Raw genomic sequence first — 18,283 nt, 5'->3', positions numbered from 1 at the left:
ACCCACAAGGATGTGAGCCAGGAATGACAGACCGTGTACGGCAGCAGGGCACAGGCCTCGACGAAGCGACGTTGTTGACGCGTCTTCGCGAGGCCTTTTTCACGCATATCGACGAGGGTGACAGCGACGACGTCATCAACGGTCGATCGGATCGAGTCCTGCTCGCGCATCTTGCGCTCGGGAGGCAGCGGACCCCGGGCACGGCCGTATGGCGTGTGTACCGCCCGTCAGGATCCGAGGGTCTCGGCGCTGCCGTCCAGATCGTCACCGACGACATGTCGTTGCTCGTCGAGTCCGTTACCGCGATGCTCAACCGACAAGGTGTGGGAATCAGTCAATTCGCCCATCCGATCCTGACGGTTGAACGCGATGACTCGGGCAATCTGATGTCCTTGGGCGACAGCGGTATCCAAGAATCCTGGATGCACGTCCAGTTGGACTCCGAAGTCGAGGATTCCGCTCTCGACGCGATCGAAGCACACCTCGGCAAGGTGCTCGCGGACGTCCGCCAGGTGGTTGGTGACACCCCGGACATGAAGGCATTGCAACTGCGCGTTGCCGACGAGTTGGAGAGTGCTGCAGAAACTGCCTCCGGGAGGATCACCCCCGAAGAATTCTCCGATACCGCTCGGCTGCTGCGGTGGATGGCGGACGGAAACTATGCCGTGCTCGGATACCGGCGATTCGAGGGTACGAAGGACGGTTCACGCACGGTCGCCGGCAGCGGGCTCGGCGTGCTGCGCTCCGACGCGGTCACCGAAGGCCCGATGAGTTTGCCTCCCGTCGCAGATCTCCCGGATCGACCGCTTCTGGTCCTGACGCAGGGATCGTTCCCCGCCACGGTGCACCGCGCTGTCTACCCGTACTTCGTGGGTGTCTCGATCCTCGACGACGAGGGAAACATCGTGGGGGAGCACAGATTCCTGGGTGTGTTCACCGTGGTCGCACTCCACGAGAACGTCCTCGCGATTCCTCTGATCGAGCGCCGCGTTCGCGAAGTCATCGCGCGTGCCGGTGTCGACCTGCATTCGTACTCCGGTCAGGCGATGCTCGAGGTCATCCAGTCGTTCCCACGCACCGAGTTGTTCTCGAGCGACGCCGAGACCTTGTTCGAGACCGTCCACGCCGTGCACAGCATCGGGCTGCGTCGACAGGTGCGACTCTTTGTCCGCGAGGACACGTTCGGACGCTTCGTGTCCTGCTTGGTGTACCTACCCCGCGACCGGTACACGACGCGGGTGCGACTGGCGATGCAAAACCTGCTGTGGCGCGAATTCGGACCAGGCACAGTCGATTACACCGCCCGGGTTACCGAGAACGATCTTGCGCTGTTGCACGTGACGATCCGGCGCGATCCGGACAGTGAGCCGGTTCATCTGGATGTCTCCGAGGCCAACCGCGAGCGAGTTCAGGCTCTGTTGACCGAAGTCAGTCGTAGCTGGGACGACCGCATCAACGACCTTGTTCGTGAAAGTCCGGGTGTGGATCCGGAACTGGTGCAGCGGTATTCGCGGGTGCTTCCCGATGGATACAAGGAGGACTTCGAACCGTCACGCGCGTTGGCCGACATCGCCCGACTCGAGGCGTTGGCGCCAGGCGCGATCGACGTACTGCTCTATCGTGCTGTGGACTCCGCGCCCGGTGCCTGGCGCTTCACGCTCTTCGTCGGCGGCGACGGTATCTCGTTGAGCCAGGTGCTACCGGTGCTGCAGTCACTCGGCGTCGAAGTTCTCGACGAGCGGCCGCACGTCGTGCAGCGACTCGACGGCGTTCAGTGCTGGATCTACGATTTCGGATTGTCGGTACCGGCGGATCTTCGGGCGTCGGTCGAGATCGACCTCGATGCGCAGGTGCCGCTCGAGACCAGTACCGCCCCGCTGACCGAGGTCCAGAAGCGATTCACGGCTGCATTCGGTGCAGTCTGGTTCGGCCGGGCCGAAGCTGACCGATTCAACGAGTTGGTGCTGCGCGCCGGAATGTCCTGGCGGCAAGCCGTGGTGCTGCGTGCTTACGCAAAGTATCTGCGCCAGGCCACATTTCCGTACAGTCAGTTCCACATCGAAGGAATCGCGCTTACACACCCGCAGACCGCGTTTGCATTGGTGCAGTTGTTCGAGGCGATGTTCGACCCCGAGAAGCAGGACGACATTCGCGTCGCCGAATTGGACGAGCAGTTGCGTGCGTCCATCGACGAGGTACTCAGCTTGGATGCCGATCGCATTCTGCGTGGAATGTTCTCCTTGGTGAAGGCGACCTTGCGTACCAATTTCTACGTCGTCGACGCCGATGGCCGCTCTCGCGACTACCTGTCGGTCAAGCTCGATCCCTCACGGATCAGCGAGTTGCCCAAGCCGCGGCCGGCTTTCGAGATCTACGTGTACTCACCCGAGGTCGAAGGCGTCCACCTGCGATTCGGCGCAGTCGCGCGCGGCGGGCTCCGCTGGTCCGACCGGCGCGAGGATTTCCGCACCGAGGTGCTCGGCTTGGTGAAGGCTCAGGCCGTCAAGAACGCGGTGATCGTGCCGGTCGGCGCCAAGGGCGGCTTCGTCGTGAAGAATCCGCCTCTGCCGACGGGTGATCCGGCCGTTGATCGAATGGCGACGCTGGAAACCGGCAAGGCCTGCTACACCACGTTCATCTCCGGATTGCTCGACATCACCGACAACGTGCATGCGGCTACCGGCGAAGTTGTGACGCCGGATCGAGTGGTGCGCAAGGACGATCAGGATCGCTACCTGGTGGTCGCCGCGGACAAGGGCACGGCGACGTTCTCGGATCTCGCCAATTCGGTTGCCGCCAAGTACGACTTCTGGCTCGGCGACGCGTTTGCCTCCGGTGGCTCCGTGGGATACGACCACAAGGGCATGGGTATCACCGCTCGCGGCGCCTGGGAAAGCGTCAAGCGGCACTTCCGCGAACTCGGGGTCGACACGCAGACGCAGGATTTCACGACGGTAGGCGTCGGCGACATGAGCGGAGACGTGTTCGGCAACGGAATGCTCCTCAGTCGGCACATCCGTCTGGTGGGCGCGTTCGACCATCGACACATCTTCCTCGATCCGAACCCGGATGCAGCGAGCTCGTTCGTCGAACGTCAACGACTTTTCGAGTTGCCACGGTCGTCGTGGGCCGACTACGACAAGAGCCTGATCAGTGAAGGTGGCGGCGTCTGGGACCGCACGGTCAAGTCGGTTCCGATCGCCGAAAGCGTCCGGATCGCACTGGGTCTGGCCGAGGGGGTCACGAAGCTCTCGCCGCCGGAATTGATGCAGGCGATTCTGTCGGCACCGGTGGATCTGCTGTGGAACGGCGGAATCGGTACATACGTCAAAGCGTCGACCGAGACCAATGCGCAGGTTGGCGACAAGAGCAACGACGCCGTGCGTGTCGACGGTCAAGATCTGCGGGTCAAGGTGATCGGGGAGGGCGGCAACCTCGGCGTCACTGCTCTGGGAAGAATCGAGTTCAGCGCCAGCGGCGGTCACATCAACACCGACGCCATCGACAACTCGGCCGGCGTCGACTGCTCCGATCACGAAGTGAACATCAAGATTCTTCTCGATTCGCTCGTGCGTTCGCAGTTACTGCCCACGCAGGAACGGAATCCGTTGCTGGCGTCGATGACCGACGACGTGGCGGCGCTGGTGTTGGCGGACAACATTGCTCAGAACGCGCTGCTCGGAATCTCCCGCGTGACCGCTTCTCAGATGCTCGGTGTTCACCGCCGTCAGTTGACGGATCTGACCAAGGCACGTGGCCTTGACCGCAAGCTCGAGGCGTTGCCGACCGACAAGGAGATCGAGCGTCGACTCGAGGCCGGTATGGGTCTGACGTCGCCGGAATTGGCGACGCTGACGGCGCACGTGAAGCTTTCACTCAAGGACGATCTGCTCGCAACCGAGTTGCCGGACAACGATTTCTTCGCCCAGCAGATCCCGCAGTACTTCCCGACCGCTGTTCGCGATCGGTTCGAAACGGAGATCAAGGCACACCCGTTGCGGCGGCAGATCGTCGCGACGATGCTCGTGAACGAAGTGATCGACAACGGCGGAATCACGTACGCCTACCGCTTGGCCGAGGAGACCGGAGCGAGCAGTACGGACTCGATCCGTGCCTACGCCGCTGTGCGAGAGGTGTTTGCGCTCGACGAGGTGTGGTCGCGAATCCGCTCGGCGGGCGTCAGTGCAGAGATCGAAAACGAGTTGATCGTTGAGTCGTGCCGCTTGCTCGACCGCGCGTCGCGGTGGTTCCTGGCCAATCGGCCCCAGCCGATCGCCGTCGGCGCCGAGGTTGCGCGTTACTCGGCGGCGTATCGGGCTACGGCACCTCTGGTCCCGGGGCTGCTTGCGGGCCATCAACTCGACGATCTGCTGGTGCGGGCTCAATCGGTGATCGATCGCGGGGCTCCGGAAGCGTTGGCGCTGGACGTGTTCCGACTGCTGGATGTCTACTGCCTGCTCGACATCGCGGATATCGCCGACATCGCAGATCACGACATCACCGAAGTCGCGGAGCTGTATTACGCCTTGGACGCGCATCTGGGAATCGACTGGTTGCTGAGCGCGGTCTCGGGACTCGAGCGCGGCGATCGTTGGCACTCGCTCGCTCGGCTCGCGTTGCGAGACGACCTCTACAGTTCGCTGCGGCAGTTGACGATGGAGGTTCTGGCCGGCGGCGAGCCGGGGGAGTCGCCGCAGGAGAAGATCGACGAATGGGAGTCGACCAACGCCTCGCGGCTGAGCCGGGCGAGGGCAGCTCTCGTCGAGATCTTCGAGTCTGGGACGCTTGACCTCGCGACGCTCTCGGTGGCGGCGCGTCAGGTTCGTAGCATGGTGCGCAGCATGGGCACCCGATCGGAGGTAGGACGTTGAGCGAAGGATTCCACGCCGAAGTTGTGGTTCGGTGGTCCGACATGGATGCCTTCCAGCACATCAACCACGCACGGATGGTGACGTTGCTCGAAGAGGCGCGGATTCCTTGGTTGTTCGAAGACTCGCGCCCGACGGTCACCCTGCGTGACGGGGCCGTGATTGCCGATCTCCATGTGCGGTACCGCGGCCAACTGCGGCACGACGATTCGCCGCTCGACGTCTTCATGTGGGTGGAAAAGGTGCGCGCGGTGGACTTCACCATCGCGTACGAGGTTCGCCCCCGCGGTGCGGATCTCAGTGTCCCGCCGTCCATCGTGGCGTCGACTCAGATCGCGGCCTTCGATATCGACACTCAACGTTTGCGTCGCCTCAGCGGGCCCGAGCGCGAGTACTTGGAGAGCTGGCAACGTGCATGAACGTGTACTGACCGTGCCCGAGGAGGCCGAGCGAAAGAACTTGGCCGGCTTCATCGGTCATGCCTTGCGTTTGGACGAGTCCACGGTCATCCGGATGCGTCGACGCGGAGATGCTCACCTGAGCGTTTGGGCGTCAACGGGTTTCGACGCTCTCGCTACGCGAACCGTGGCGGGCACCATCAACCCTGACGACACCTCGGCTGCCGGCGATCAGTTGCTCTCGGCGGTGGAGCAGGCGACAAGTGAGCTGATCGATCCGGGGTTCGCCATGGATTCGGCGTGGCGTGGGGCGTTGCCGCCGATGGACGGCTTCGAGCACCTGGACGACGTACCCGCCCGGGTGCTGATCGAACTGGCGCAGCGGGGCAACGCCTTGGCACTGGAGCATGGAAGTAGTCACGGTCCGCCGGCGTCGTTGCTCGATCAGGACGTGCTCGAGGTCAGTGGTCCGTCCGGCACGGTCGGGATCTCGATGCGGGTTGTTTTTGCCTTGACCGCAATGGGATTCGTTCCGCACGCCGGGTCCGAGGCGATGACCGCCGACATCGACCTCGAGCAGATCGACGCCTCGGAACTGGTTCGGGTGCGGGCGAGCAAATCCTGGGTGCGGCTCGATGCACGGTTCGGTTCGATCTACCGTCACCGCGGTGGTTCGATACCGCTGATGGTCGCACGATAGGAGTTACAGGTGGCGGGTGCGGTGTTCTCTCAGATCAGCCACGCCGCAGCGTTGACGGGTAGTTGACCGTCGACGAGTGGCGCGCTGCTCAACAGCAGCTGCCCGTTCGGCAGTGCGATCGGCACCTCCGTGGTGTTGAGAGCACAGATCAGACCACCGCGTCGACGGAAAGCGAGGCAGCCGGGGGGACTGCCGTACCAATCGATGTCGGCGCCGGAGAACTCCGGCCTGGCGCTACGGAGTTCGAGGGCGGCGCGATAAAGCGAGAGCATCGAGTCGACGTCCTCGATCTGCGCCTCCACCGTGAGTGTCGACCACTCGCGTGGCATCGGCAACCAGGTGCTCGCACCGGTGGTGAATCCGAACGGGGGTTCGCTTCCTTCCCACGGAAGGGGCACTCGGCAGCCGTCGCGTCCTCGCTCGGCATGTCCGGATCGTTCCCAGACCGGGTCCTGTAGTGCCTCGTCGGGCAGGTCGACGTTCGGCAGGCCGAGTTCGGCTCCGTTGTAGATGAAGCTCGCGCCCGGAAGCGCCAGTTCGACGAGGATCATCGCCCGTGCGCGTTGGGTTCCGATCTCACCCCCGCCGTAGCGCGTGACTTCACGTTCGACGTCGTGATTCGACAGCGTCCACGTGGGCACACCCCCGACCTCGGCGACGGCCGCAAGAGAGTTCTCCACGGCCTCCCGGACGGACTCGGCGGAGAATTCGGTTTCTGCAAGTCGGAAGTTGAATCCGAGATGCAGTTCGTCTGGCCGGATGTATTCGCCGAACTTCTGGTTGTCCTTCACCCAGATCTCGCCGACGGTCATCGCCTCCGGGAACTCGTCCATGACCTTGCGGATGCCGCGGTGGATTTCGTGAACTGCCGGGTTGTTGAACCGCGGGTCGTCGTCGGAATTGCGCATGAGCTCGTTGAGCTCCCAGTCGTGGTCCGGCAAACCGTCGGGCTTGGCCATTCCGTGGGCCACGTCGATGCGGAATCCGTCGATTCCGCGCTCGAGCCAGAACCGCAGAGTCTTGGCGAGGTCGTCGAAGACCTCGGGGTTGTCCCAGTTCAGGTCGGGCTGTTCCTTGGCGAAGATGTGCAGGTACCACTGGCCGGGTGTTCCGTCGGCTTCGGTGACGCGGGTCCACGCCGGGCCGCCGAAGATGCTCGGCCAGTTGTTCGGCGGTTCGTTGCCGTTCTCACCTTTGCCGTCTCGGAAGATGTAACGGGATCGCTCCGCAGAACCGGGCGCCGACGCCAGGGCTGCCTTGAACCACTCGTGCTGATCACTCGTGTGGTTCGGGACCAGGTCCATCGTGACCTTGATTCCGCGTTCGTGGGCTGACGTGATCAGCGAATCCATCGTCGCCAGATCGCCGAACAAGGGATCGATGTCGCGAGGATCCGAGACGTCGTAGCCGTGGTCTGCCATCGGTGACTTCATCACCGGGCTCAACCAGATTGCATCGATGCCGAGCAGTTCGAGGTAGCCGAGTTTCTCCTCGACTCCGCCGAGGTCGCCGATACCGTCGCTGCCCGAATCGGCAAAAGAACGCGGATAGATCTGATAGAAGACCGCCTCGTTCCACCACGGGGCTTCGGGCCGGCTTACAGAGGACGAATCCGCGGGGGTGCTCACAGCAGTTCATAGTGCCAAACGTCTGGCACTCTCACGACTTGGACACGGCAAAAGCGTGACTCTTTACCTAGCCTTGGTGTACTTTGCATTCACGCGGTGACACCATGTGGCAACTTTGGTGTTACTGCCGGGGGAGAAGTATTCGGGAATTCAACCAAGGGGGCTTGGCCTTGACTTTGTCGGCAATCGAAGCGGTCAGTTTGGATCATGTACTGCTCGAAGATGATCCCATCAACCGCGACTGGATAATCTTCGGCACACCGGTTGCACGGTCGGCGCAATGGTCGGCGAGTAAAGACGGGACCACGACTACACACGTCTGGGATTGCACGAAGGGGCGCTTCCGCTGGTACTTCCACGCGGACGAAATCGTGCACATCATCGAAGGGTCGGTCACCGTTCAGGCCGACGGAATCGCCGAGCGAACCCTGAGTGTCGGCGATGCCGCACTCTTCCGTGCGGGCAGTTGGTCGGAGTGGGAGGTCGAAGAGTACGTGCGCAAGCATGCAATCTTGAGTTCGCCCCTGCATCCCACGGTGTCGTTCGGGGTACGCGCTGCCCGCCGGATCGCGCGCGTGTTCAGGCCGAAGGCTAAGTAGACGGTCAGATAGCGGAGTTCACCATGGACGCGGCAGCCATCTCCATGTAGTCGATCAACTGCTTGCGGTGCACCGGGCTCAGAGTCTTCTCGTCGATGGACGCGATGGCGACGTGCATACACCGCAGCCACGCATCACGCTCGATCGGGCCGATCACGAATGGATTGTGGCGCATCCGCAGACGCGGGTGTCCACGCTCCTCCGAGTACGTGTGCGGTCCGCCCCAGTACTGCTCGAGGAACATCCGCATCCGCCGCTCGGCCGGGCCGAGGTCGGCCTCGGGGTAGAGCGGGCGCACAACCTCGTCCTTCGCGACTTCTTCGTAAAATCGCGCGGTGAGCTTGTGAAACGTCTCGGCTCCGCCGACGGCGTCGTAGAAGGTCTGCTGCACGTCGTGCTGTACGTCATTCATGGCAAGTTCCATTGTGCCTGACGGCCGTAGTGGTCGGTTTCCGGGTCGACGACGGTTGTATCGAGTCGGAGTGCGTACCCATTCACCGGAAATTCACCGGCCGTCCTGGCAATTTTGTTCGAAATGGGAGTGCGTAACGCGATCATCCGTGGTCAACTTGGGGGCAGTCTCCCGGAGGTCGTATGAAGAACCGACATGCTGCACGCAATCACCGACAACTCCAGCCCACTAGCGCGCGGAACGACCACGCGTTAGGGGCTGTTCTGGAAGTTGTTCCTGACGGGTTCGCGCACACTGCCGACCCACTCTTTTCCGACGAGCATTCTCACCTCGAGATGTTCCCTCCCGATCGCGTCGTCCCCGAGTGGGTGAAACGTCGGGTGCTACTGCTCAACGTCACGTACGAACCGCTGACCGCCCTTCCTGCCAGGCGCGCGGTCGTACTGATGGCCTGCGGCAAGGCCGATACCGTCCACGAGGACGAACAGGGCCCGGTAGTCCATTCCGCGGACTGGTCGGTGCAGGTTCCCTCGGTCATTCGATTGCGCACCTACGTGCGCGTTCCGTATCGCGCCCGCATCCCCATGACTCGTGCCGCGCTGATGCATCGTGACCACTTCCGATGTGCGTACTGCGGAGCCAAAGCCGAAACCATCGACCACGTCGTTCCTCGCAGCCGAGGTGGCGGGCATTCGTGGGAGAACTGCGTCGCGTGCTGTGCCCCCTGCAATCACCGCAAGGCCGACAAGATGCTCAGCGAACTCGGATGGACCCTCCGTGCGGAATTGGTCCCGCCGTCCGGACCGCACTGGCGTCTGCTCGCGGCGACCAAGGAATTGCATCCGGCGTGGATGCCTTATCTCGGCGTGGGCGCAGCCTGAGCTATGTGTCGGCGTGGGCGCAGCCTGAATTGAGTTCTAGCGTCACCGAAACGAAATTGCCCGAGAATTTGTGGCCCTGACGCTTTCCTTCCTGGCGTTCTGGGCTACGTTATCTGGTGTGAGCATTCTCGAGGTAGTACTGATATACGTTGGGATTCCGGCCTTGATCACCGCGTTCTTCGCGGCTGCGTCCTTCCTCGGGAAGAAGACGCCGGGACCGGTTCCGCCGGCGTTCCATCTCGGCGAGTCGTGGGATCACGCTCCCGTGCTGTGGAGTGCTGTCGACGAGGTCACCGTTCGCGGTGGCCATCACGGCAGTGCACACGCAATCGAAGCCGGTTCGGCTGATCTGATCGGAGGGTCCGCAAGTGGCAAGTGGTGATCATTCGACCGCGCTCGCAGTAGCGCCCGAGGACCTGCCCGTCGGCAGCGTCGTCACGTCCAGTGGACGCGTATCCGGTGTGCATCGCATCGGCGAGCCGTTCACCGACGATCTTCCGTTCGAGACCATGGATCTGGTCGCGCTCGACGTCGCGATGACCGAAGCGACGCGGGCCACCAAGGTGCGGTTCAACGCGTACGTCGGTGATCTCGGTTCTGATCCGGCAGCGGGTGCCGACGCATTGTTCCCGACCACGCCCGAAGCCGAGCGTTCCGTCCTGATCGCCGTTTCGCCCAACCAGCGCACCGTCGAGGTTCGCAGCGGTCGGGCAATCGCCGATCGGGTCACCGATCGTGTTACCCAGCTCGGAGCAACGGCAGCTGTTGCATCCTTCAGTGAAGGCAACCTGATCGACGGACTGATCAGCGCTATCCGCGTTATGGCAGCCGCGATTTCAGCGCCCTGACTTGTAAGACACTGGCCGGTGCTCGCGTCGATTCGTGAGAATCGAAGCGAGCACCGGCCTTTCGCATGTCAGCTCGCGTCGAACTTTCGTGCTGCGAGTGAACGAACCACGCCGGCCTGGCCTTCGACGACCAGGCGACGCAACGCGGGAGGGATGTCGCCTTCGAGGAACCGGTCTGCTGCCGCTACGGATTCGTCCGAGATCGACCACGACGGGTACAGCCCGATGACGACCGTCTGTGCCACTTCGCTCGAGCGTCGTTCCCACACCGCCGCGATATCGGCGAAGTAGCGGGAGACGAAGGGCTCGAGCAATTCGTCCTGGCCTTCGCGAGCGAACCCGCCGATGATCGATCGCGCGGTGATGTTGGGCACGGAGTCGTCGCCGACGACCTTCGCCCAGACCTCTTCCTTGACAGCGGCCTGCGGACGTCCGGCCGCGGCCGCCGCGGCTTGACGAGCGCCCGCAGCGGTCGGGTCACGCTGAGCTTCGGCGTCGATGAATGGAGTTGCGGTTCCTTCGGCGTCGATCTCACCGGCGGCCGCGAGTGCCCCGACGATGCGCCAGCGCAGGTCCGTGTCGACGATCAGGCCGTCGAGCCCAACGGTGGAGGGATCGGCGTCGAGCAATTCGCGCAGTACCTCGGTGTGCCACGGGGAGAGTGCTGCGCCGGTAAGTGCGTTGACGAATGCCAGCTGGTGGTCGGACCCGGCCTCTGCCTCACGTGCGAGCTCGAGCAACCGATTGGCGAAGCTCGCCGCGCCTTCGGCCTCGGCCCAGGCCGGATCTGCGTAGGAGCCGATGGCGGTTTGGGCTTGGAGCAAGAGACGTTGCACCACACCGACTTCGGTCTCCGAACTGATGCCGCGCTCGACCAGCGCGACGAAGTCGCGTGCCTTCAGTTCGGCTTGACGGGTCATTTCCCACGCCGCCGACCAGACCAGGGTGCGGGGGAGTGAGTCGGTGATGTCGCCGACCCGCTCGATCGCCGTCGCCAACGATTCGGGATCGAGTCGCACGGAGCCGTAGGTGAGATCGTCGTCGTTGACCAACACGAGTGCACCGCGGGCGACGCCGACAAGTTCGGGGACATCCGTGCTTTCCACAGCATCGAGGTCGAGTTCGACGCGATGGCTTCGCACCAACTTGCCGTCGACGTCGTCGTAGATGCCGATGGCGATCCGGTGGATTCGCCGCTCGCCGGCGCCTGGTGCAGCACCGTCCTGCAGGACGGCGAAGCGGGTGAACTTTCCGTCTGCGTCGACATCGAAGTCGGGGCGCAGGATGTTCAAACCGGTGGTCTTGAGCCACTGCCGACCCCAGTCGGAAAGGTCACGGCCCGAGGACTTTTCGAGTGAGCCCAGCAGATCGTCGAAGGTTGCGTTTCCGAATGCGTGCTCACGGAAGTACTCACGCAGTCCGGCGAGGAACGGCTCGAGTCCGACGTATGCCACCAACTGCTTGAGGACGCTGGCGCCCTTGGCGTACGTGATGCCGTCGAAGTTGACCTCGACGGCGGCCAGGTCCGGAATGTCCGCGGCAATCGGGTGCGTCGACGGCAACTGGTCCTGGCGGTACGCCCACGACTTCTCGACGTTGGCGAACGTCGTCCAGGCGTTCGTGTACTCCGTGGCCTCGGTCTGGCACAGGACCGAAGCGAAGGTCGCGAACGACTCGTTGAGCCACAGGTCGTCCCACCACGCCATCGTGACGAGGTCGCCGAACCACATGTGCGCCATTTCGTGCAGGACCGTTTCGGCACGACGCTCGTACGAGTAGCGGGTCACCTTGGAGCGGAAGACGTAGTCCTCGAGGAATGTCACGGCGCCGGCATTCTCCATCGCGCCCGCATTGAATTCGGGGACGAAGAGCTGGTCGTACTTGCCGAAAGCATAGGGAACACCGAAGTTGCGGTGGTAGAAGTCGAATCCCTGCTTGGTCTCGGTGAACAGTCGCTCCTCGTCCATGAACTCGGCCAGCGAAGCGCGGCAGAAGATTCCGAGCGGGATGTCGCCGTGCTCGTCGGAGTAGTTGTCGGTCCACTGCGCGTAGGGACCGGCGATGAGCGCCACCAGGTACGTGCTCATCTTCGGGGTGGTCCGGAAAACGTGCTTGCCGGGATCGGCGGCAAGGGTCTCGACGACCGCGGAGTTGGAGATGACCTTCCACGACGTGGGAGCGGTGACGCGGACGTCGAACGTGGCCTTGAGATCAGGCTGATCGAAGCACGCGAACATGCGCTTGGCGTCAGCCGTCTCGAACTGTGAATAAAGGTAGACGGCGTCATCGGTCGGGTCGACGAATCGGTGCAGCCCTTCGCCGGTGTGGGAGTAGATGCAATCGGCCTCGATGACCAACTCGTTGTCGGCAGCGAGGTCGGGCAGACTGATGCCCGTCGACTCGTCGTAGCCGGAGACGTCGAGCGCGGTGCCGTTGAGGACCGCGGAATGGACTCTGGCCGCGACGATGTCGATGAAGCTGCTTGCTCCGGCCGTGGCGGTGAACGTGACGGTGGTCTTCGAGGAGAACGTCTCCTCTCCGGGTGCGTCTTTGCCGTCGGTGAGATCGAGTTCGATCAGGTAGTTCTCGACGGTCAGGATTGCTGACCGTTGCGCTGCGGTTTCGCGTGTCAGGTTCGGTGCGACCACAAAGATCTCCTCGTAGATGGTGCGGATCTATTACGTCCATCCCATCACGAAGAGAACGACTTCACTCAAGCGGACACTTCTGCCAGCGGAATCTCCGGATCGGCCAACCGCTCCGGATCGACGGGACGCGAAGACGCGACCAATTCCTTGATGGCGTCACCGGCATCCCAGATGTTCACGTTCATGCCGGCGAGCACCTTGTTCGCGGAATCGAGCCAGAATGCCAGGAACTCGCGCTTGTCGACGTCGCCGCGAGTGACGACACGGGAGTAGCCGCCGTGCGGTGCGTGACCTACGTATTCCATTCCGAGGTCGTACTGATCGGTGAAGAAATACGGCATGCGGACGTACTCGGCGGGCCGTCCCAGCATGGTCTCTGCGGCCGTCTCGGGTTGGTTGAGTGCGTTTGCCCAGTGCTCCACCCGAATTCGTGCATTCAGAATCGGATGCTGTGCGGCCGCGATGTCACCCACCGCGACCACGTCGGGGTCGCTGCTCTGCAGACCGGCGTCGACGAGAACCCCGTTCTCGACGTCGATACCCGCCTCCGATGCCAACTCGGTGTTCGGCAATGCACCGACAGCGATCAACACGGCGTCGGCCGGAATCACGGTTCCATCGCTCAAAGTGACACCCGAGGCGTGAGCCCCGTCGACAGAGATTGCGGTGACGTCGGTGCCGGTGCGTAAGTCGACGCCGTTCTGGCGGTGCAGCGCGGCGAAGACCTCACCCATTTCCGGGCCGAGGGTCGATTCGAGCGGAAGGCCGGCATGTTCGAGCACGGTGACCTCGACGTCGAAACCGCGAGCCGACGCGGCAATTTCGAGGCCGATCCAGCCGGCACCGACCACGACGAGCTTCTTGTCGGCGGCCAGGGTGCGCAGCAGTGCGGCGGCCTGATCGACTGTTCGCACGTAGTGAACGCCCTCGGCGTCGGATCCCGGGATGTCGAGGCGCCGCGACCGCGAACCGGTGGCCAAGGCGAGCTTGTCGTAGCTGATCGTGGAACCGTCCGGAAGTGACACGGTGTGCGCAGCGGGGTCGATGGCCGTTGCCGTCGTTCCCGGGCGAAGATCGACATGATGGTCGCGGAACCACTCGCCGTCGTGGACGGTGAATTCGGGGAGCGTCTTCTTGCCTGCGAAGAACTCTTTCGACAGCGGCGGACGCTCGTACGGGAGGTGGTCTTCTTCACTCAATACGGTGATCTCACCGTCGAAATCTCTGTCACGCAGGGCTTCTGCGATCTTTGCGCCCGCGAGCCCGCCGCCGACGATCACGAATCTCCGGTTGGTGCTCATTACTGAACCACTCCTTCGTACTCGTTTCTTTTCGACACTACTGCGATCGGGAGGTGGTTCGGGGGAAAGCGCGGGAAGGATTGCGGGTTCATGATTGTTGGCAGAACGGGAGTATGTCCCCGAACTGATATGACCTGACCGACATGAACTGATAGGGAGTTTCTTCGTGAGCGCAACCTCGAGCAAGACCACGGACACTGCTGACTTCTGGTTCGATCCGCTCTGCCCGTGGTGCTGGATCACCTCACGCTGGATTCTCGAGGCCCAGCAGGTACGCGACATCGAGGCCAAGTTCCACGTGATGAGCCTTGCGGTTCTCAACGAGGGCCGTGACCTTCCCGACGAGTACCGGGAGATGATGACCAAGGCCTGGGGCCCGGTCCGTGTCGCCATCGCTGCAGCGCAGCTGAAGGGCGACGATATCCTGCTGCCGCTGTACACGGCGATGGGGACGAAGATTCACAACGAGGGAAACAAGGACTTCGCCGACGTCATCAAGTCGTCCCTTGCCGAGGTCGGCCTGCCACCTGAACTGGCCGAGGCCGCCGACACCGACAAGTACGACGAGGCTCTGCGCGAGAGCCACCACAAGGGCATGGACGCCGTCGGACCCGACGTCGGAACTCCGACGATCCATGTCAACGGTGTGGCGTTCTTCGGCCCCGTGCTCTCACGCATCCCGCGCGGCGAGGACGCAGGCAAGGTGTGGGACGGCGCAGTCGCGCTGGCCGGCTACCCCCACTTCTTCGAGCTCAAGCGGACCCGCAACGAGGATCCTCAGTTCGACTGAGCGGCAGTGAGCGCCGGATTTCGGTAGAGCTGACCCGGCCGGAAGAACAGATGCCCTGAGTGCGTGCGGTTGCGAAGCGCAGCCGCACGCCAGGTCAGCACCGGATGCGACGACAAGATGTTGACGAACCACGGGAAGAACCCGGATTCGAGTGTCGCCCGATCGGCCAGTTCGTCGAACCCGACCAGACCCACCAGATACTTTCCCGCGCCGAGGACGCCCATCGCGCCCGGTGCACCCTGAGGGCGCATGTGAAAGCCGAAGTTGTCCGCCGTGTACTCCATGGAACGCGACAGCGAAGACCCGATCACCGGAATGTAGTTCGACGCGAACTGTCCCCACTGGCGCCAGTACGACGCATGCCCGGCAGCGATGTGGCCGACCTCGTGGCCGATGATGAATGCGAGCGCATCGGGCTCGCGTGCCTGCCCACCGACTTCGAACAGGTCGCTGTAGACGACGACGAAACGGCGAAATCCGTGCCCCGACGCGAACGCGTTGATCCGTCCGTTCCCCAGCACGACGTAGGCATCCGGCGGAGTTTTCATGCCGAATCGTGCCGCAGCCTCGGCAACCAGCTGATACCCCTCCGGAAACTGTGAAGGCGTCATCTTGATTCCGTTGACCTGTTGCGATCCGTACAGCTGACCTCGCGCGAGGAACAGCAGGATCGGAGCCGCGAGCACCACGAGGATCCACGTCGACAGATCACCCGCAGCGATCAGAACGATCGCCACCACATAAGTGACGACCGTCGTCAGTACCGCGAGCACGAGTAGCGGGATTTCCCACGGGTGGCGAACGGCGTCACTGCCCGGTGACATACGAAGGGCGGGTGCAGCGGCCTGGCCGTTGACGGGGTACATGGGCACCACGATAGGTGTGCTCGCGCGGCGATGCGTGTTCCTGAAAGTGTGACGTCGACCCGGGTGCGCCCGGCTGGTCGGGCCTGAGAGAATTGTCGCCATGCGCGTATACCTGGGTGCCGACCATGCCGGATTCGAACGTAAGAACGAGATCATCGAACACCTGAAAGCGAACGGCCACGAGGCCATCGACTGTGGTGCTCACGAGTACGACGCCGTGGACGACTACCCGGCTTTCTGCATCGAAGCCGCAAAGCGCGTCGTCGCCGACGAGGGCAGCCTGGGAATCGTCCTGGGTGGCAGTGGCAACGGCGAGCAGATCGCAGCGAACAAAGTTCCCGGCGCACGGTGCGCCCTCGCTTGGAGCGTCGAAACGGCGAAGCTGGCACGTGAGCACAACAACGCTCAGCTGATCGGCATCGGCGGACGTATGCATTCCCTCGAGGAATCGCTTGCCATCGTCGACGCTTTCCTCGCCACCGCATGGTCGGGTGAAGAGCGCCACCAGCGTCGTATCGACATCCTGTCCGAGTACGAGAAGACCGGCGTCGCACCGGCTCTGCCGCAAGCCTGATCCGAAAGTTGTTCCGTGCCTGAAGGTCATACCCTGCACCGGCTGGCACGGTTGCATGCCCGCAAGTTCGTCGGTTCACCAGTCCGCGTCCTCAGTCCGCAAGGCAGATTCGCCGAGGACGCGCGCCTGGTGGACGGACACGTACTCACGTCCTCGGATGCCTGGGGAAAGCACCTCTGGCACACGTACGACAACGGTCTGACAGTTCACGTACACCTCGGGTTGTACGGAAAGTTCACCGACGCCGCCCTGCCGATGGAAGAACCGGTAGGTCAGGTCCGGATGCGTATGGTCGGTGCCGATTTCGGCACCGACCTTCGTGGTCCCACCGCCTGCGAAGTCCTGCTACCTCCTCAGGTCGCCGCGATCGAGGCCAGACTCGGGCCGGACCCACTGCGCCGCGACGCGGATCCAGAGAAGGCCTGGTTGCGAATCTCCAAGTCCAAGACGGCAATCGGCGCCCTGCTGATGGACCAGGCGGTCCTGGCGGGTGTCGGCAACGTCTATCGCGCCGAACTTCTCTTTCGTCACGGAATCAACCCTGAACGACCGGGGAATCTCGTCTCTCACGGCGAGTGGACCGCCATGTGGGCAGACCTAGTCGAATTGATGAAAGTCGGCGTCAGACGGGGGAAGATGCACGTCGTTCGCGCCGAGCACGACAACGGAGATCCGGCGTACGCGAAGGATCGTCCGCGTACCTATGTCTACAGAAGAGCAGGATCGCCGTGCCGCGTGTGCGGCACACCGATCCTGCATTCCGTCATGAAGGCACGAAACCTGTTCTGGTGCCCGGTCTGTCAGTCGGCTTAGAAGTCGAAGCCGCCGAAGTCCCCGCCGCCCCCGAAATCCATTCCGCCTCCGTCGCCACCAGACCAGTCGCTTCCGCCGTCAGCGGTGTAGTCCGTGTTGTCGATACTTCCTTGGTCGGCGCCGGGATCACCGGCGTCCATACCCTGATCTCCCGAGTCACCGGAGCCTGTGTCGGCGCCGGGATCGCCACCCTGGGCGAAAGCCTCTGCGCCGTAAGGAACCCCGGCCATGCCGGAGAACATGGTCGAGAACAGCATCATCGAACCCAGACCCCAGGCGCCGGCGACGAGTGCAGGCTTCCACCAGGGTTCGGAGTACCAGCCGGCCGGGACCGGGCGTCCGGCGACTCGGCCACCGGGGTAGTAGTTGGGTGTGTGCGACGACGGATTGGGTGATGCGGCGACCTTGCGGCCCTCGAATTCGACCTCACGGTCTTCGGTGACCGAACCGGCAGCCTTCTGTCCGTCGATGGAAGGAACTTCCGGTCCCGGATCCATGCCCATCGCCACCCGTGCCGCGCGGATGTAGTAAAGCCCTTCCAGTGCAGTCTGTTTCGCGAGACGTGCTTGGACCGGCGTTGCGGCCTGATCGATCTGCGAGCCTGCGGCGTTGTACCGTTCGGCCGCGTCGGCGAGGGCTTGGCGCGACGCGTCGTCACTGCCGGTCAGGTTGTAGACCTGACCGCCGAGGCGTTCGATCGACTGCCGGGCATCGGCTTTCGCATCGTCGAGTTGTGTTGCGCTGTGGCCGGAACCGCGTTGCTGGCTTTTCATGACCAGAAATACGACTACGGCCAGAACGACGAGTATGAGAAGAATCGTGGTCACGTGGCCTCCCGAGCAGAATCGATCCGGACAACTCCAGGATACGGACCGCAGGGGAGTGGTCTGAGTGGACAAAGTCGGAATACAAAAAATCCGCACCGGCTGGGCCGATGCGGATCTTTTGTGGAGTTTC

16 protein-coding genes are annotated in these 18,283 nt (G+C 63.1%); 10 read left to right on the top strand and 6 right to left on the bottom strand.

The window, feature by feature from the left end:
- The first annotated feature begins 23 nt into the window (after window positions 1–23).
- Genes EHW12_RS18850 through EHW12_RS18840 form a run of 3 tightly spaced genes read left to right on the top strand, consistent with a single transcriptional unit; the run spans window position 24 to window position 5,966 of the window.
- A complete protein-coding gene (locus EHW12_RS18850; protein ID WP_065352692.1) occupies window positions 24–4,871 on the top strand; it encodes an NAD-glutamate dehydrogenase in 4,848 nt (1,615 codons plus the stop codon).
- Window positions 4,868–5,287, top strand: a complete 420-nt coding sequence (locus EHW12_RS18845) for a thioesterase family protein (RefSeq protein WP_003944573.1) — start codon at window positions 4,868–4,870, stop codon at window positions 5,285–5,287. The genes EHW12_RS18850 and EHW12_RS18845 overlap by 4 nt, the downstream gene beginning before the upstream one ends.
- Window positions 5,280–5,966 (top strand): hypothetical protein, encoded by a 687-nt coding sequence (locus tag EHW12_RS18840; protein WP_030536651.1) that lies wholly within the window; start codon window positions 5,280–5,282, stop codon window positions 5,964–5,966. The genes EHW12_RS18845 and EHW12_RS18840 overlap by 8 nt, the downstream gene beginning before the upstream one ends.
- Before the next feature lie 29 nt (window positions 5,967–5,995).
- On the opposite strand, the gene EHW12_RS18835 is transcribed toward EHW12_RS18840, so the two are convergent.
- Window positions 5,996–7,594 (bottom strand): glycoside hydrolase family 13 protein, encoded by a 1,599-nt coding sequence (locus EHW12_RS18835; protein ID WP_007730939.1) that lies wholly within the window; start codon window positions 7,592–7,594, stop codon window positions 5,996–5,998.
- 164 nt (window positions 7,595–7,758) lie between these two features.
- Here EHW12_RS18835 and EHW12_RS18830 point away from each other — a divergent pair, with 164 nt between their 5' ends.
- Window positions 7,759–8,193 carry a cupin domain-containing protein gene (locus tag EHW12_RS18830; protein WP_125051459.1) on the top strand — a complete coding sequence of 145 codons (435 nt, stop codon included), beginning with the start codon at window positions 7,759–7,761 and terminating at the stop codon, window positions 8,191–8,193.
- A 4-nt stretch (window positions 8,194–8,197) separates the two neighbouring features.
- Here EHW12_RS18830 and EHW12_RS18825 read toward each other — a convergent pair whose 3' ends face one another.
- A complete protein-coding gene (locus EHW12_RS18825) occupies window positions 8,198–8,605 on the bottom strand; it encodes a globin (protein WP_003944464.1) in 408 nt (135 codons plus the stop codon).
- A gap of 182 nt (window positions 8,606–8,787) precedes the next feature.
- Here EHW12_RS18825 and EHW12_RS18820 point away from each other — a divergent pair, with 182 nt between their 5' ends.
- From EHW12_RS18820 to EHW12_RS18810, 3 genes are all read left to right on the top strand, one after another.
- Entirely contained in the window at window positions 8,788–9,486 is a 699-nt protein-coding gene (locus tag EHW12_RS18820; RefSeq protein WP_003944465.1) for an HNH endonuclease, read from the top strand.
- 118 nt (window positions 9,487–9,604) lie between these two features.
- On the top strand, window positions 9,605–9,868 hold the full coding sequence (locus EHW12_RS18815; RefSeq protein WP_007730943.1) for a hypothetical protein: 264 nt from the start codon (window positions 9,605–9,607) through the stop codon (window positions 9,866–9,868).
- On the top strand, window positions 9,855–10,334 hold the full coding sequence (locus EHW12_RS18810; RefSeq protein WP_003944512.1) for a DUF5130 domain-containing protein: 480 nt from the start codon (window positions 9,855–9,857) through the stop codon (window positions 10,332–10,334). The genes EHW12_RS18815 and EHW12_RS18810 overlap by 14 nt, the downstream gene beginning before the upstream one ends.
- Before the next feature lie 68 nt (window positions 10,335–10,402).
- Here the strand turns inward: EHW12_RS18810 and pepN are convergent, their stop codons facing one another.
- Together pepN and EHW12_RS18800 are read right to left on the bottom strand one after the other, a co-directional pair.
- Complete coding sequence (gene pepN, locus EHW12_RS18805; protein WP_125051457.1) at window positions 10,403–12,982, bottom strand: aminopeptidase N; 2,580 nt, start codon at window positions 12,980–12,982, stop codon at window positions 10,403–10,405.
- Window positions 12,983–13,047: 65 nt separating this feature from the next.
- Window positions 13,048–14,283: an FAD-dependent oxidoreductase gene (locus tag EHW12_RS18800; protein ID WP_125051455.1), complete on the bottom strand. Its 1,236-nt coding sequence runs from the start codon at window positions 14,281–14,283 to the stop codon at window positions 13,048–13,050.
- Between the two features lie 166 nt (window positions 14,284–14,449).
- Between EHW12_RS18800 and EHW12_RS18795 the strand changes: the two genes are divergently transcribed.
- Complete coding sequence (locus EHW12_RS18795) at window positions 14,450–15,073, top strand: DsbA family protein (protein ID WP_007730951.1); 624 nt, start codon at window positions 14,450–14,452, stop codon at window positions 15,071–15,073.
- On the opposite strand, the gene EHW12_RS18790 is transcribed toward EHW12_RS18795, so the two are convergent.
- Entirely contained in the window at window positions 15,061–15,897 is an 837-nt protein-coding gene (locus EHW12_RS18790; protein WP_228232720.1) for a M48 family metallopeptidase, read from the bottom strand. The two genes, EHW12_RS18795 and EHW12_RS18790, sit on opposite strands and share 13 nt — an antisense overlap.
- 142 nt (window positions 15,898–16,039) lie before the next feature.
- On the opposite strand from EHW12_RS18790, the gene EHW12_RS18785 reads away from it, so the two are divergent.
- Window positions 16,040–16,513, top strand: a complete 474-nt coding sequence (locus EHW12_RS18785) for a ribose-5-phosphate isomerase (protein ID WP_003944571.1) — start codon at window positions 16,040–16,042, stop codon at window positions 16,511–16,513.
- Between the two features lie 15 nt (window positions 16,514–16,528).
- Window positions 16,529–17,326 carry a DNA-formamidopyrimidine glycosylase family protein gene (locus EHW12_RS18780; RefSeq protein WP_003944531.1) on the top strand — a complete coding sequence of 266 codons (798 nt, stop codon included), beginning with the start codon at window positions 16,529–16,531 and terminating at the stop codon, window positions 17,324–17,326.
- Here the strand turns inward: EHW12_RS18780 and EHW12_RS18775 are convergent.
- Window positions 17,323–18,099 (bottom strand): hypothetical protein, encoded by a 777-nt coding sequence (locus EHW12_RS18775; RefSeq protein WP_047270838.1) that lies wholly within the window; start codon window positions 18,097–18,099, stop codon window positions 17,323–17,325. The two genes, EHW12_RS18780 and EHW12_RS18775, sit on opposite strands and share 4 nt — an antisense overlap.
- Window positions 18,100–18,283: the final 184 nt, after the last annotated feature.

Source organism: Rhodococcus sp. NJ-530, assembly GCF_003860625.1.
GTDB classification, from domain to species: Bacteria; Actinomycetota; Actinomycetes; order Mycobacteriales; family Mycobacteriaceae; genus Rhodococcus_F; species Rhodococcus_F qingshengii.
This window is presented reverse-complemented; position numbering and strand designations above follow the sequence as displayed.